Source organism: Paraburkholderia nemoris (genome assembly GCF_905221015.1).
GTDB classification, from domain to species: domain Bacteria; phylum Pseudomonadota; class Gammaproteobacteria; order Burkholderiales; family Burkholderiaceae; genus Paraburkholderia; species Paraburkholderia nemoris.
Map to the genome: position 1 here is coordinate 200,405 of NZ_CAJNBO010000011.1, position 14,352 is coordinate 214,756.

Below are 14,352 nucleotides of genomic sequence, written 5' to 3' on the forward strand. Positions count from 1 at the left end.
GACACCGCCGCCACGATCGCGGCAACGGCCGAAACGCCAAAAGAACTCGAATATCAGGTATTCGACAATGGGTTGCCGTGACGCGAATCCCAGAAGCGGATCACTGCGGCGCCACCCGTGCCGGCGCCCACCACCTGATCCGGCGCGCCGCTTTCGCGCAACAAGGCGCGTAGTTCGTTGATGACCGGAAACACCTCGTGATTCCAGTCCGCGCCCTGCGAATCGTGCGCACGCTGTTCTGCTTCGACGATCTCGCGGTCTTCCTTGAAAATGCGTTCGGTGAACCACACGAGCAGCGGCCACGCGAGATTCAGCACGCCGGGAATGCCCGGTTTGCGAATCGATAGCAGGCCAAAGGTGCGGTTCGTGCGCTGCTCACGATCGAGTGGCACGTAGACGATCCATAAGTCCATCACCAGCGTCTGATCGGACGTGCGAATCTGCAGCGTCTGATACGGATACTCGGTGCGGATCGTCATCACGTCCTTGTCGTTGTCGCCACCGGTCTTGCGGCTCTGGCCGAACACGATCGCTTCGCCGATCGGCTGCTGGCCGGCCATGCGCGCAAACGTGTAATCGACTTCGACCCAACCCTCACCGCGCCGCCGGCCCAGCGAACGGGCGCGCATCTGACCCATCTGGCGGCGATGCAGGAACTGATGGTTCATATCCATCAGATTCTCGTGCATGAACGAATAGTGGCAATTCACGGGACGGCCGAAACGGCGCGTCTTGTACTTCTTGTCGGATACGGAGCTGAACGCGGGTAGCGGCCGTTCTTCGGCCAACTCGGCGTTGCCGGGAAACACGAAAATCAGGCCTTCGACTTCGCGGCACGGATAAGAACGCACGCCGTTGGGCAGACGGTCGCGGCCCAGATACGGCACGTCGATGCAGGTGCCCGAACAATCGTAGGTCCAGCCGTGATACCCGCAGCGGATCGATTCGCCGTCCACCACGCCCTGATGCAACGGTACCTGGCGATGCGCGCAACGGTCTTCGAGCGCAAATACCTTGCCGGACTCCGTACGCGCCAGCACGATCGGCTCACCCGCGAACGTCACACCATGCGTCTTGCCCCGCTTCACCTCATGCGACCACGCGAGCGGATACCAGTAATCAGGGTGAATACCTACGCGCCGCAGATCGCGCACTGGGGCGTCGTTGGCGGCCTGATCCGGCGCGTGTGGTTTCGCGCCTGTTGAGGCGTGGGTTTGCGCGGCTGCATGAGCCGGCGACGTATCGACCGGCGCATCGACGGTGTCTTGTTCGAGCGGGGGAACAGCATGCATAGGTGGAGCCTCCGTGCACGAGCGGATAGAAGGTGGTCGCCCTGCAATTCGCGGGCCGACATCGCCGTACAGTCTACTCGAAGCCGAAGCGGCATGGTTCCCCCGCCTGCATGCCATGTCCGGCTCACCGCCCGTTGGGTGGGCGAGCCAGTCTTCCGACCTATGTGCCTCTGACTTTGACCAGACGATTGGCGCCTAGCTTTCGTCGCGCGTCACGAGCCCGGAGCGGCGTTGCACGCCCCACGAGCGTCCGCCGCGCAGGAAATGCAGCCAGCCGAGCAGCGCGCCGACGTGCCGCACCAGCTGGAACGTGAACGGCTCGGCGATCGCTGCGAGCACCGCCATCGACAAACTGGAGCCGGTGCGGTGACCAGTCCAGCGGCGATACAGATGGATGCACCAGAGATAAAACGCGAGGTCGATCGCCGTCTTGAGGCCGATCACGCTGAAAATCGACACGACGATCGCGCCATGCCCGCCGAACAGAAAGCCGAGCAGCAGCGCGAAGGCGGTCAGCCCGTAGATCGGCTGCATCGTATCGATGGCCTTAACCGGCAGCATCAGCATGCCCATCGTGCCGTAGCGCGGATTGCCGGTCATGTCGCGGTTCCAGTACTGCGTTTGCAGGAAGCCCGCAAACCAGCGGCGGCGCTGCCGCAGGAAACTGCCGAGGTTGTCCGGCGCGTCGGTGTGCGCATGCGCATCACCGACCACACGCACGTCCCAGCCGAGATCATGATCGACCGAATAGCGGCGCAGCCGATGAATCAGTTCGTAGTCTTCGACTAGGCACTGCGGATCGAAACCGCCCACGTCGACCAGCGCGTCGCGCCTGAACGAGGCGAAGGCGCCGGAAATCAGCAGCAGACTGTCGGCGCGCATCCACGCAAAACGGGCGATGAAGTTGCGCATGTACTCGTAGGTCTGGAACCACTGGAACACGCGGCCCGACACCGATTTGCCGCATACCGGCACCAGAATGCCGGCCGCCGCGACCAGCTTCGGCTCGCTCGCGAAGGCGGCGCGCATGGCGTAGGTGGCGTCGTCGTCGAGCAGTGTGTCGGCGTCAACGGTCATCACGGTCTCGGTGGTCATGACCATGATGGCGGCGTTCAGCGCACGCGCCTTGCCACCGTGCGGCACGCGCAGCCAGTACAGATTCGGATACAGCGAACTCGGCGCGCTCAACACGCCGTCAGCGGCGGCAGTGAGGCCGAAGCGTTCGGTGAGCAGCGCATGGGTGGCATCGGTGGAGCCGTCGTCGGCGATCACGATTTGTGCCGGGCCATGCGTCTGGCGCAGCAACGCGGCGAGCGTCACCGGCAATACCGTCGCCTCGTTATGCGACGCGACGATCACACCCATGTCCGGCAAGTTGCGCGCATCGAAGTCCGGCTCGAGCGGCGGCGTGGGCCGCATCAACGGCAGCGTTTTCCAGGTGACGAACGCGAGCAGCAAGGTGTCGTACACGACGTACGCAATGCCGGTCGACCACGCCACCACACCTTGCAGAAAGAATGCGCGGGCGAACAGCAACAACCACAGCACGACGACGCTGAAATGAATCAGCGTGCTCAGCAGCGTAGTGGGACGCGGCAGTATGCGCGGCGATGCGAGGGCGAGCGCCTGTTCCAGAGTTTTCTTCAAAATGACTGCCGAGTCCGTCGTTGGTGGTTATTAGATAGAAAGCAGCGCGGCGATGCTTACGGCACCATGCGTTTCAGAACCGACTTGCGATCGATCCACTGATGTTTCAGCGCGCCGCCGATATGCATTGCCAGCAACGCATACAGCGCGTAGCCGAGCCAGGTATGCAAGGCGCCGAAGCGATCGTGCAGTGTCTCCTTGAGCACCGGGTCGAGATTCATCACATAGCCGATGCGCGGCCAGGGAAACAGATTGAACAGATGCATGGGATGCGTGGCGGCGTCTTTCCACGCGGAATCGTGCAGCCAGCCGGAAAGCGGCAGCGCAATCATCAGCAGGTACAGCAAGAAATGGGCAACGTGCGCGGCGATCTTTTCCCACGACGGAAACTCACGCGGCAACGGCGGCGGCTTGTGCGTCACGCGCCACAAGATGCGCATCAGCGCGAGACCAAGCACCGTGATACCGATCGACTTATGCGTGTCGACCACCGGACGCACCCAGTCGTCGGGCCATGATTCCGCAGTCAAGCCGAGTACGACATTGCCGATCATCAGCAGCGCGATCAGCCAGTGCAGCGTTATCGCCGTGCGGGTATAGCGCGACACCAGCGGCGTGCCGGTTGAATCGGTCAGGGAGTCGGCGTGAGTATTCATCGGTCGTTCCGTCTGCAAGTGGTTTTCTGGCGAAAGCTGTTTGAAAATTCGGCCGTGCCGCAGCAGGCCTGATCTCGACGCCGGTATGAAGCAAACGCATTAGTTTGCCGTTTTATTCCGCCAGGCGCTTAATTGTGTGTTTCCGATTATTTCGAGGTATTTTGACGGCGCGAGGCGAATCATTCCTGGAGCACCGCGCGAACCCGCGCCCGCAAAGTCGGCAATACATCCGCTTCGAACCACGGATTGCGCTTGAACCAGGCGATATTGCGCGGCGATGGGTGCGGCAGCGGTATTACATGAGGGCCGAAATCTCGCCAGCGCAGCAGCGTGTCGGTCAGCGTCGGCCCGAATGCGTCACCGAGGCCAAAACGCTGTGCGTATTGGCCAATCAGCACCGTGAGCCGCACCTCGCGCAACTGGGCGAGCAAAGCCTGATGCCAAAGCGCGGCGCATTCGGGCCGCGGCGGCAAATCGCCACTCGCGCCTCTGCCCGGAAAGCAGAAACCCATCGGCACGATGGCAAATTTCGAGGCGTCGTAAAAGGTCTCGTCGGAAACCTCGAGCCACTTGCGCAAACGTGCGCCACTCGCGTCGCTCCATGGAATGCCCGAAGCATGCACGCGCGCACCGGGTGCCTGCCCGATGATCAGAATGCGCGACTCGGCCGACGCCACGACGACCGGCCGCGGCGCATGCGGCAGCATCGGCGCGCAGACCGTACAGGCGCGAATGTCGTGCAACAACGTATTCAGTGAAATGGGTTTCCTTGCAGTCATACCGAGGCGCGGGTCAGGATTCGGTATAGCGTTTTACAAACCGATAGTGTCCCACGCCCCACTCATTCCCGTTTGCGTAGCCGAACAACTCGGCCACAGCCATATAGAACATCCGCCACCGCTGAAACCATACAGCCGCATCGCGCGCGCCATAGGTATGGACCAGCATCGGCATCACTCGGTCGCGCGCTGCGTCGAGCGCGGCGAGCCAATGATTCGCCGTACGCTCGTAGTGCGTGCCGTTCACCCACCACTGCCGCTCCATCCGCAGATCGTCCTGAAAGTTCAGCAGGAGCGCTTCGGAGGGCATCGTGCCACCGGTGAAAAAGTACTTCGACATCCAGTCGTTGCCGTCCTGCACCTCGAAGTGATACGCAAGCGTGCGATGCACGAAGATATGCACGAACAGCTTCGCGTCGCAGCGCATCCAGCGTGAAATCTTGGCGAGCAGCAGCCCGTAGTTCTTCATATGCTCGAACATCTCGATCGACACCACGCGATCGAAGCCGCCGCCAAGCTGCGCTTCGTCGAATTCGAAATCGACGACATTGCCCGTGACCACCGAGAGGTTGTGCAAACCGAACTCCGCCGCACGCGCTTCGATGAACGCGCGCTGCCCATGCGAATTCGACAGCGCGACGATCTGCGCGTTTGGATAATGCGTCGCAAGCCACAACGACAACGAACCCCATCCGCAGCCGAGATCGAGAATCCGCTGACCGTCAGCCAGTTCCGCGCGTTCGGCGTAGCGCTCGAGCATCGCCGCTTCTGCTTGCGCGAGCGTCTCGTTGCCGGTTGGGTACAAACAGCTCGAATACTTGAGATGCGGTCCGAGATGCGCGTGGAAGAACGACGCCGGCACCTCGTAATGCTGCGTGTTGGCGGCCTGCGTTTCGATGGCGATCGGGCTTGAACGCAAGTCGCCCAGCAGACGGTTGAGCCGTTGTGCGCGCACCTCGCCGTTGTCGATCGCTTCGTCGCGCAAACGCTGGCGCATCAACTGACGCATGCCGAAACGGATCACGCTGTCGGGCAGCCAGCCGCGTTCGCAGCTCTGGATCAGCCAACCGTCACCAGGTTCGGTGGGCGACGAAGGCGGCATTGTATGGTCGGTGGTGGAAAGGCTCATGAGGCTCACTCCCTATCGTCTTTTCTGGACTTTCGCGCCGCGGCTGGCTCATCTCAATGCCGCGGCGGCCACGGAATCAGCGCGCTGGTGGTACGCATGTAATCGGCGTAACCGGCGCGCCTTTTCGCCATGCTTTCTTCGAGCAACGGAATGCCGGAGAGCTTCAGCAGCAGAAACGCCATCAGCACCGGCGGCAACAACGTGAACCAACCCCAAGGCGTGCCGATCGACAGCGCGATGTAAGCAAGCCAATGCACGCATTCAAAGAAGTAATTCGGATGCCGTGAATAGCGCCACAAGCCAACGCGGCACACGGTGGTGTGATTGGCCGGGTCCTGCGCGAAGCGCTTGAGTTGCCGGTCCGCGATACCTTCGCCGACTACCGATGCGATCCACACCACCACCGCCAGCACGATCCAGCCGATGGCCGGTGCGGTACTCCGGTACGACGGCACCAGAAATGCGATCGACAGCAGCATCGAAATCACGACTTGCACCTGGAAAAACCAGAACATCTTGCTGGCTGCCTTGTCGCCCCATTCTTCACGAAAGCGCCGATAGCGCGCGTCTTCCGGTTTGCCGAAATTGCGTTTCCACAGATGCGTGCCGAGCCGCACGCCCCAAACCAGGCCACCCAGCGCAGTCAGTGCGCGCGATACCGGATCGCCGTTGCCGAGCACAGCGTAAAGCACCGCGACCAGTCCGAGCGAATAGGCCCAGACCGGGTCGACCATGCCGGCGTTCCCGGTCTTCAACTGCCATACCCAGACGGCGCTGAAGATCACGATGAGCGCCATCAGGGCGATCACGGCGGCGGCAAGTGGCGACATGGGGTCCTCATTCGATGGCGATGCGGGTTATACGCTGTGAGGGCGCGATCGGATGCGCGAGGGCGTGGCGTCCGATACGCCCATCGCTAGTCCTTGTCACCCGGCGAAGAGAAGCCCGCTTTACCCAACTGGTCAGGCCGCTGCGGTACGCGCCTGAAACGCGACGTGTCGTAGCCCATTGCATCGAGCCGCCCGAGCAGCGCCCGATAGGTGTCGTCGCTCATGTCGCGCTCGCGCGAAAAAATCCAGCCGAGGTTTTTGCCGGGGTAACCCAGAATCGTGTAGCGATAATCGGGGTCGACGTAGAGCGTCAGTTGCGTCACGTGAACCGGCCAGAACAGTTGCACGCTCCATTCGCCGCCTTCTTTGCCGGGCACGGGCGTGTCGAGGAACTGATAGTGCTTTTCGGGCGCGTCGAAACTCTTCTTGCGGCCGTAATACGAATCGTCGATCTTGCCATCGGGCCGCAATTTCCATTCCGCGCGGCTACCCACCATGTCCCGCTCTGCGAAGTACGGAATGTTCGCGATGATGTACCAGGTCCCCATATAGCGCGGCAGGTCTAGCGGCACCGTTGTGAGCGGCGCACTGGCGCGCGGGTTGGGATTGGGTGGATCGTTGGAGCACCCCGTGAGGGACAGCAGCAGAACGGTCGCAAGAGCAACGGCGGTATAGACAACACGGCGCATGGCGGTGGCCTCGAACGTAGCGGTATTAAGCGTATTACGTTCGACGCGGCCGGATGGATGCGTACGGGCGGGATCTGGAGCCCCAACGCCAGCCTGTTCGGCGAAGTTAGGCGTCCGCGGCCCGATAGCGGTATCGTGTCGGCAACGCTTGCCCCTCCGAATTTTCCGCCCATGCCGACTCGCTTCAACGCCGCTTTCACCGCCCTGCTCGCCGCCGCCTTGTTCGGCGCGACCACGCCGCTCGCCAAGGCGCTGCTCGGCTCGCTGTCGCCGTTTTTGCTGGCCGGACTGTTCTACCTCGGCAGCGGCACAGGCCTTGCCGCCGTGATTCTGGCGCGCCGCCTGAAAGGTCAGGCGGACGGGCAGCCGACCAGTCACCACCGCTTCCCGGTGCGCGAAGTGCCGTGGCTCGCCGGCGCGATCGTGGCCGGCGGTGTCGCGGGGCCGGCGCTGCTGATGCTCGGCCTGAAAACGACGCCGGCCGCCACCGGCTCGCTGCTGTTGAATCTCGAAGGCGTATTCACCGCGTTGATCGCGTGGATCGTGTTTCGAGAGAACGTCGACATCCAAGTGTTCCTGGGCATGGCCGCGATCGTCGCGGGCGGGGTGGCATTGTCGTGGCAGCCCGGCGCGGCCGGCCTGCCGCCCGGCACACTGCTGCTGGTCGGCGCCTGCGCCTGCTGGGCAGTCGACAACAATCTCACGCGCAAGGTGTCGACTCACGACGCCATGTTCATCGCCTGCATAAAAGGACTCGTGGCCGGTTCGGTCAACGTGACGCTCGCGCTCACCCTCGGCGCCGCATGGCCCAAGGCCACGATCGTCGCGCTCGCCATGCTGACGGGTTTCGCGGGTTACGGCGTAAGTCTCGTGCTGTTCGTCGTCGCACTGCGCAATCTCGGCACCGCGCGTACCGGCGCCTATTTCTCGGTCGCACCGCTATTTGGTGTGACCTTATCGTGGCTGCTGTGGCCGGAGATGCCGCCGCCGTTATTCTGGGTGGCCGCTGCCCTGATGACGCTGGGTGTCTGGCTGCACATCCGCGAACGACACGAGCATCCGCACACGCATGCCCCGCTGGATCATACCCATCGGCATCGGCACGACGCGCATCACCAGCACGAGCACGATTTCGCCTGGGACGGCCACGAGCCGCACACGCATCCGCATTCCCATGCGCCAATCACGCATGCGCACGCGCATTTCCCAGATATTCATCATCGGCATACACATTGATTTCTCGGATCACCGCGTGGTGCGGGCGCTTGCTGCAGCGCAAGACAAAAATCTCTGTGGAACGGTTCGTGCGATAGACCGATTCAATTGGCATCGTGGCCAATCGCATCCTCTAATGAAACTCCCGTCGTGCGCCCGTTCCCGGCAACCCTGCCGGTCCACCCCGCCTGCCCCGGAGAGTTCCATGTCCCAACCCGAGCCTAATGTCGACGAAGTGGTGAGAAGCATTGCAGAGGAAACCGATACCCCGACGGAAACGGTTTCGAAGATGTATGCAGACACACTGGCCGACTACGGGCACGAAGCGCGTGTATTCGATTACGTGCCGCTGTTCGCCGCGAAGAAAGTACGCGACAAGCTGCGCCATCCGTCGAAACACAAACACTGACACGGCGGCGCGCGGAGACCACCCCCTGCCTGGTAGCACGCTGGATCGACCCCGCTGGCACGCGCGGCGATTCTTCAGTTCAGAACATATACCGGATTATTTTTCGCGTTGCCAGAACGCGTACCGGTTTATTTTTCCCACTGCTAGACTCTGACCCGGATACATCGACTCGGGGGAAGTTGGCATGCGGGTGACAATCGTAGGCGCGGGCATTGCCGGCTTGAGCACAGCGTGGTCGCTTGCGAAGCTGGGACACGACATCACGCTGATCGAGCAGGGCTCGATTCCAAACCCACTTGCCGCCTCGGGCGACCGGAGTCGCATGATCCGTCGCGCGTATGGCGATGCCGACGGCTACGCACGCACCATCGCCGAAGCATTCGATAGTTGGGATCTGCTGTGGAATGACCTGGGCGTGTCCCACTATGCGAACTGCGGCGTGCTCGGCATTTCGCAACACGCAGGCGATGGCGCCGAACAATTTCGCACCGGTCTCGACCGGATGAAATTCGAGTACGAACAACTCGACCCGCGCGAAGCGGCCGAGCGTTACCCGTTTCTCGACCCCTCCACGTTTCGCTACGCCTACCTCGATCAGGATGGCGGCGCGCTGTTTAGCGAACGCATCGCACGCGACATGAAAGCGTGGCTCAAGATGCGCGGCGCCGAAATTCGCACGCATACCAAGGTGCTCGCAGTCGATGCGCATGCGGCCTCCGTGCGCATCGAAGACGACACGATCATTCGCGCCGACCGCCTCGTGGTCACCGCCGGCGCGTGGACGCTGCAACTGTTCCCCTCGCTCGCCGAAAACCTGATGACTTATCGCAACGTGGTCGCCTATATGGAACCACCCGCAGATCTGGCGGACGCATGGTCGAATGCGCCCGCTATCGTCGATATTGGCGGCGCCAGCAGCGGTTACGTGCTGCCGCCAATCGACTGTGTCGGCCTGAAGTTCGGCGCCAGTGTGCACAGATCACGTGCGCCCGATCCTGATGCCAATCGCATCGCGGCGCCCGGAGAAGGCGATAGTCTGCGCCGGTTGTTTTCACCGCCGTTCAGCCGCATCGACGACTATACGGTCACCGAAGTAAAAACCTGCGCTTACACGTTCACTGCGGACGAACGCTTTTTTTCGAAGCGAATCGGCAACACGCTGGTGGTGTCGGCATGCTCGGGCCACGGCTATAAATTCGGCGCGGCAGTCGGGCGCCGGGTCGCGCAAGCGCTGGATACAGAGGATGACGCTGGGCTCTCGCATTGGCTCAGGACGGAAGCGGTCTAGATTTCTTTCGTCACAAGAATACGATGTTCGTTCGTTCGCGATCTAGCGTAGTGCGCGCACCACGGCGGCGAGTCGCGCCACCAATGCATCGGCTTCGTGCGGTTTGACGCCCGCGTAGCCGAGCATGAAGCCGTTGTAGCGCGCGGCGTCTTTAGCAGGCGGCTGACAAAACGCACTGAGCGCAGCGATATGCAAACCGTGCTCGCGTGTCACTGCGCTCACGTCCTGGTCGCGCAGCGGCACATCAAGTCGCATCGTCAGATGCATCCCGCCGCCGTCGGACGAGACCGTCACAAGGTCGCCCATATGCCGCTCGATCGCATTCACCAATGCGGAGCGGCGCTGCTGGTACAGCCGCCGCATGCGCCGAAGATGCCGCGCGTATTTCCCACTATCGATGAAATCCGCTAACGCGATTTGTTCCGCCACGCGCCCTTGCCGGGCGATCTCGCTGAGCGCCTCGTCAATATCCGCGACGAGGTGCGCCGGCACGACCATGAAGCCCATCCGCAGCGCCGGAAACATTGTCTTGCTGAAAGTACCGAGGTAAATCACTGGCGTGTCGGCTGCGAGGCCCTGGATCGACGGCAACGGTGGACCGCTGTGGCGCAGTTCGCTGTCGTAGTCGTCTTCGATGATCCACGCGCCGCGCGCCACCGCATTCTCGATGATCGACCAGCGCCGCTCGAGGCTCAGCACGCTGCCGAGCGGATATTGGTGCGACGGCGTGATGTACATCAGGCGTGGGGGCGTCTGTTCCCAGTGATCGGGCGTCGGCGCCATGCCGGCCGCGTCGACGGGAATCGGCACCAGTTGTAAACCAGCGGCCTGGAATGCGGCCTTCGCGCCGTGATAGCCGGGATCCTCGACCCAGACACTGTCGCCGGGGTCCGCCAGCATGCAGGCGCATAGATCGAGACTCGCCTGCGTGCCTGAGGTGATGAACACCTGCTCCGCCGAACACCGCACACCACGCGACACGCGCACGTATTCCGCAATCGAGCGGCGCAATGCGGGGTGTCCGGCGTTGTTGCCGTAACCGAGTTCCCGTGGCTCGACCGCGCGCCATGCGCGCTCCATCGAGGCACGCCATTGCGCAAGCGGAAATTCATCGAGTGCGGGCACGCCGGGACGAAACGGCGTGGGGTCGTCGGGATTCGTGCGCTCGCGCGGCAGATCGGCGACGCGGCGCGACAGATGGTTTTCAGGCGTCTGCACGCTGCCGCTTGCTGCGGAGATCGAAGCGCCCGAACCGCTCACCATGCTGACGATAGAACCATGCCGGCTCGCCGTGATGAAGCCCTCGTCGGTAAGCCGCTCGTACGCGTAGAGCACCGAGTTGCGCGCAATGCCCAATTGTTCGGCAAGCGCTCGCGTAGCAAGAAGACGGCTGCCGTGGCGGATATCGCCATCGAGAATCGCGCGACGCAGACTCTCGTAGAGCAAGTCCTGCTGTGTAAGCTTGCGCCCACCCATTGCGCGTTCGACGTTCGACATCAACAGACCGTAGTCCAATTTCGTGGCTCCAAATTCTGGTCGTATTGTGGAGCTAACAATGGTGCCACAAATTTCTTATGCTGACGGTTCTGGAGTCGCCGAATACTCTCGAGAGAGGCCCTTGCCATGAATACGCATGCACGTCACGCCGTCACCGCACGCCTGCGCTATGGCGCCGCGGTGAAGTGGTGCGTGGCGCTGGCGTGCGCGGCTTATGCCTACGGGCTGCTCGAGCCGGCGGCAACGGCACGTGCGAGCCTGGATGCCTGCGTGAACGAAAATCTGGAGCAGCACAGTAGCGCAGCCGGCGCAGCTTCAGCAACGTCCGCAACACCTACTGCAGAAGAAGAGCGCGAGCAGGCGTTCAGCGCGGCCGTCTATGCTTGTTCAACTCAGCCTTAGCAGCGACGACGCACTCGCCCTCAACCATCACCACACAAGGAGCCACACCCATGTCCGACGCGATTCAAATCCGCCCCGTCACGCCCGCCGACTTCGACGCATGGCTGCCGCTGTGGGACGCCTACAACGCGTTCTACGGCCGCTCGGGCGAAACGGCATTGCCGCGCGAAATCACGCAAGTCACATGGGGCCGTTTCTTCGACGCCTACGAGCCCATGCACGCGATGGTCGCCGAACGCAACGGCCAGTTGCTTGGCCTCGTGCACTTCCTGTATCACCGTCACACGACCATGGTTGCACCGACCTGCTATCTGCAAGATCTCTATACGCTGGAAGCCGAGCGCGGTAAAGGTGTCGGCCGTGCATTGATCGAAGCAGTGTATGCACGCGCCAAGGCCGACGGTCTGCAACGGGTCTACTGGCAAACGCATGAGACGAATCACACGGCAATGAAGCTGTACGACAAGGTCGCCGATCACTCCGGTTTCGTGGTGTACCGCAAGGCGTTGTGACGTTGTGATACAGCGCAGCAGGCCCGCCTGGCGGGCTTTGCGTCCCCGCTTCGCATCCCCTTCTCGCGTCGCCATTCTTGCGCGGCCACACATCGCATTCGCATGGCCGGCGGCCCATCCAGCCGGCATGCGTAGCGCATCGCCCTCATCGACACACACCGCATTCGTTCCCTTCGCCGCTCAAGTTTGCAGGCAGCCTGCCGTTATCGCCATTGGACGGAGCGCCATCTGGCTCCCACGCGACCTTGGGCGATCTCCCCACGAAGGGGCGCAAAACGAATCGGAAACTGTACATGCCTTCGATCATCGGCATCGATCTTGGAACCACGCATAGTCTTGCGGCCGTCTGGCGCAATAACGAGGCTGCTCTCATCCCGAACGCACTGGGCGATGTGCTGACGCCGTCGTGCGTCTCGATCGATGACGACGGCTCGATCCTCGTCGGCCGCCCCGCCCATGACCGCTTGCATACGCATCCCGAACGCACCGCCGCCAACTTCAAACGCTACATGGGCACGAATCGCAACGTGTCGCTCGGCGTACAGACACTGCGCCCTGAAGAACTGTCTTCGCTGGTGCTCAAATCGCTGAAAGCCGATGCCGAAGCGTTCCTCGGCGAAACGGTAAGCGACGCCGTGATCGCCGTGCCCGCCTATTTCAGCGACGCGCAACGCAAGGCCACGCGCATCGCCGGCGAACTCGCCGGGCTCAATGTGCTGCGCCTCGTCAACGAACCGACCGCGGCCTCGCTCGCGTACGGCGTGCATCAGCGCGACAGCGAACGCAAGTTCCTGATCTTCGATCTGGGCGGCGGCACGTTCGATGTCTCGGTGCTCGACTTCTTCGAAGGCGTGATGGAAGTGCGCGCCAGCACGGGCGACAATTTTTTGGGTGGCGAGGATTTCACGGAAGCGCTCGTCGAGTTGTTCTGCCAGCGCAATCGCCTTCAAGTCAAATCGCTTACTCCGATTGCCGCACAACGTCTGCACCAGCAGGCCGAACGTGCGAAGCGTCTGTTCACGCAGAGCGGTGCCGATAGCGTCACGCTCAAGCTCACGGTTGGCGATGATGAGCACAGCCTCGAACTCGACGCGTTGGCCGCGGAACGGACCTGCGAGCATTTGTTGCAACGTCTGCGCAAACCGGTCGAGCGAGCGTTGCGCGATTCGAAGATCGCCGTGGATGCGCTCGATGAAATCATCCTCGTCGGCGGCGCCTCGCGTATGCCGATGGTGCGCAAGCTGGTCTCGAAGATGTTCGGCCGTTTGCCCGCCGCCAATCTGAACCCGGACGAAGTCGTCGCGCTCGGCGCTGCTGTGCAGGCGGGGCTTGTCACGCGGGACGCAGGTCTCGATGAAATGGTGCTGACCGATGTCGCGCCGTATAGCCTCGGCATCGATACTGCGATGCAGGTCAGTGCCAATCAATATGTGCCCGGGCACTACTTGCCGATCATCGAGCGCAATACGATCGTGCCGGTGAGCCGCATGCAGCGTATTTTCACTGTGAGCGACCGTCAGCAGGTGTTGAGCATCAAGGTGTTCCAAGGGGAAGCGCGCTTGACCGTCGACAACGTTCCGCTCGGTGAGTTCACGCTTGAAGTGCCCGTCAAGCCAGCCGGCCAGGCGGGTGCGGATGTGCGCTTCACCTACGACGTCAACGGCGTGTTGGAAGTGGAAGCCACTGCGTTTCCCGGCGGCGTGAAGCGAGCTATGGTGATCGAAGAAAACCCCGGCGTGCTGACGCCGGAAGAAATCAGCGAACGACTCGCGGCATTGGCTGCGTTGAAGATCCATCCGCGCGATCAACTGGAGAATCGCACGCTGCTCACGCGCGCTGATCGTGTCTATGAGGAAACGCTGGGGGAGCATCGGCAATATCTGGCCGCGCATATCGCGCGCTTCCAGTCGCTGCTCGAACGGCAGAATGCCGAGGAAATCGCCCATGCGCGCAGTGAACTGAGCGCGCTGCTGGATCGCTTCGATGTGCACGTGACGTACTGATCGG

General features: G+C 62.3%; 14 protein-coding genes. 6 read left to right on the forward strand and 8 right to left on the reverse strand.

The genetic code is table 11. The features are described from left to right. Positions 1 to 53 precede the first annotated feature (53 nt). The 7 genes from KHO33_RS18915 to KHO33_RS18945 form a co-directional block, all read right to left on the reverse strand. A complete protein-coding gene (locus tag KHO33_RS18915) occupies positions 54 to 1,292 on the reverse strand; it encodes an aromatic ring-hydroxylating oxygenase subunit alpha (protein ID WP_200561065.1) in 1,239 nt (412 codons plus the stop codon). A gap of 195 nt (positions 1,293 to 1,487) precedes the next feature. Beyond that, positions 1,488 to 2,939: a glycosyltransferase family 2 protein gene (locus KHO33_RS18920; RefSeq protein WP_200561067.1), complete on the reverse strand. Its 1,452-nt coding sequence runs from the start codon at positions 2,937 to 2,939 to the stop codon at positions 1,488 to 1,490. A 56-nt stretch (positions 2,940 to 2,995) separates the two neighbouring features. Further along, on the reverse strand, positions 2,996 to 3,595 hold the full coding sequence (locus KHO33_RS18925) for a cytochrome b (protein ID WP_054034089.1): 600 nt from the start codon (positions 3,593 to 3,595) through the stop codon (positions 2,996 to 2,998). Between the two features lie 179 nt (positions 3,596 to 3,774). Further along, positions 3,775 to 4,374 (reverse strand): uracil-DNA glycosylase family protein, encoded by a 600-nt coding sequence (locus KHO33_RS18930; protein ID WP_200561069.1) that lies wholly within the window; start codon positions 4,372 to 4,374, stop codon positions 3,775 to 3,777. A gap of 13 nt (positions 4,375 to 4,387) precedes the next feature. Beyond that, positions 4,388 to 5,503 carry an SAM-dependent methyltransferase gene (locus tag KHO33_RS18935; protein ID WP_200561071.1) on the reverse strand — a complete coding sequence of 372 codons (1,116 nt, stop codon included), beginning with the start codon at positions 5,501 to 5,503 and terminating at the stop codon, positions 4,388 to 4,390. A 53-nt stretch (positions 5,504 to 5,556) separates the two neighbouring features. Next, positions 5,557 to 6,333 (reverse strand): DUF1295 domain-containing protein, encoded by a 777-nt coding sequence (locus KHO33_RS18940; RefSeq protein ID WP_200561073.1) that lies wholly within the window; start codon positions 6,331 to 6,333, stop codon positions 5,557 to 5,559. Positions 6,334 to 6,419: 86 nt separating this feature from the next. Then, the gene (locus tag KHO33_RS18945; protein ID WP_200561075.1) at positions 6,420 to 7,022 is read right to left on the reverse strand and encodes a lipocalin family protein; all 603 of its coding nucleotides are present in this window, start codon (positions 7,020 to 7,022) and stop codon (positions 6,420 to 6,422) included. Positions 7,023 to 7,193: 171 nt separating this feature from the next. Here KHO33_RS18945 and KHO33_RS18950 point away from each other — a divergent pair, with 171 nt between their 5' ends. The 3 genes from KHO33_RS18950 (at position 7,194) to KHO33_RS18960 (ending at position 9,934) form a co-directional block, all read left to right on the forward strand. Further along, positions 7,194 to 8,258, forward strand: coding sequence for a DMT family transporter (locus tag KHO33_RS18950; RefSeq protein WP_200561076.1), 1,065 nt, complete (start codon positions 7,194 to 7,196; stop codon positions 8,256 to 8,258). 184 nt (positions 8,259 to 8,442) lie between these two features. After that, a complete protein-coding gene (locus KHO33_RS18955; protein ID WP_200561078.1) occupies positions 8,443 to 8,646 on the forward strand; it encodes a DUF3562 domain-containing protein in 204 nt (67 codons plus the stop codon). A 184-nt stretch (positions 8,647 to 8,830) separates the two neighbouring features. Then, entirely contained in the window at positions 8,831 to 9,934 is a 1,104-nt protein-coding gene (locus tag KHO33_RS18960; protein WP_054034102.1) for an NAD(P)/FAD-dependent oxidoreductase, read from the forward strand. A gap of 42 nt (positions 9,935 to 9,976) precedes the next feature. On the opposite strand, the gene pdxR is transcribed toward KHO33_RS18960, so the two are convergent. Then, complete coding sequence (gene pdxR, locus KHO33_RS18965) at positions 9,977 to 11,449, reverse strand: MocR-like pyridoxine biosynthesis transcription factor PdxR (protein WP_200561080.1); 1,473 nt, start codon at positions 11,447 to 11,449, stop codon at positions 9,977 to 9,979. Positions 11,450 to 11,557: 108 nt separating this feature from the next. Between pdxR and KHO33_RS18970 the strand changes: the two genes are divergently transcribed. The 3 genes from KHO33_RS18970 (at position 11,558) to KHO33_RS18980 (ending at position 14,348) form a co-directional block, all read left to right on the forward strand. Next, entirely contained in the window at positions 11,558 to 11,833 is a 276-nt protein-coding gene (locus KHO33_RS18970) for a hypothetical protein (RefSeq protein ID WP_200561082.1), read from the forward strand. Between the two features lie 50 nt (positions 11,834 to 11,883). After that, positions 11,884 to 12,345, forward strand: a complete 462-nt coding sequence (locus KHO33_RS18975) for a GNAT family N-acetyltransferase (RefSeq protein ID WP_054034106.1) — start codon at positions 11,884 to 11,886, stop codon at positions 12,343 to 12,345. A 293-nt stretch (positions 12,346 to 12,638) separates the two neighbouring features. Continuing rightward, positions 12,639 to 14,348, forward strand: a complete 1,710-nt coding sequence (locus tag KHO33_RS18980; protein ID WP_200561085.1) for a molecular chaperone HscC — start codon at positions 12,639 to 12,641, stop codon at positions 14,346 to 14,348. The last annotated feature ends 4 nt before the right edge of the window (positions 14,349 to 14,352 follow it).

Bases quoted from the DNA above. Each gene is read 5' to 3' on its own strand.
- KHO33_RS18915 (WP_200561065.1), bottom strand. From the start codon at position 1,292: ATGCATGCTGTTCCCCCGCTCGAACAAGACACCGTCGATGCGCCGGTC.
- KHO33_RS18925 (WP_054034089.1), bottom strand. From the start codon at position 3,595: ATGAATACTCACGCCGACTCCCTGACCGATTCAACCGGCACGCCGCTG.
- KHO33_RS18930 (WP_200561069.1), bottom strand. From the start codon at position 4,374: ATGACTGCAAGGAAACCCATTTCACTGAATACGTTGTTGCACGACATT.
- KHO33_RS18935 (WP_200561071.1), bottom strand. From the start codon at position 5,503: ATGAGCCTTTCCACCACCGACCATACAATGCCGCCTTCGTCGCCCACC.
- KHO33_RS18940 (WP_200561073.1), bottom strand. From the start codon at position 6,333: ATGTCGCCACTTGCCGCCGCCGTGATCGCCCTGATGGCGCTCATCGTG.
- KHO33_RS18945 (WP_200561075.1), bottom strand. From the start codon at position 7,022: ATGCGCCGTGTTGTCTATACCGCCGTTGCTCTTGCGACCGTTCTGCTG.
- KHO33_RS18950 (WP_200561076.1), top strand. From the start codon at position 7,194: ATGCCGACTCGCTTCAACGCCGCTTTCACCGCCCTGCTCGCCGCCGCC.
- KHO33_RS18955 (WP_200561078.1), top strand. From the start codon at position 8,443: ATGTCCCAACCCGAGCCTAATGTCGACGAAGTGGTGAGAAGCATTGCA.
- KHO33_RS18960 (WP_054034102.1), top strand. From the start codon at position 8,831: ATGCGGGTGACAATCGTAGGCGCGGGCATTGCCGGCTTGAGCACAGCG.
- KHO33_RS18970 (WP_200561082.1), top strand. From the start codon at position 11,558: ATGAATACGCATGCACGTCACGCCGTCACCGCACGCCTGCGCTATGGC.
- KHO33_RS18975 (WP_054034106.1), top strand. From the start codon at position 11,884: ATGTCCGACGCGATTCAAATCCGCCCCGTCACGCCCGCCGACTTCGAC.
- KHO33_RS18980 (WP_200561085.1), top strand. From the start codon at position 12,639: ATGCCTTCGATCATCGGCATCGATCTTGGAACCACGCATAGTCTTGCG.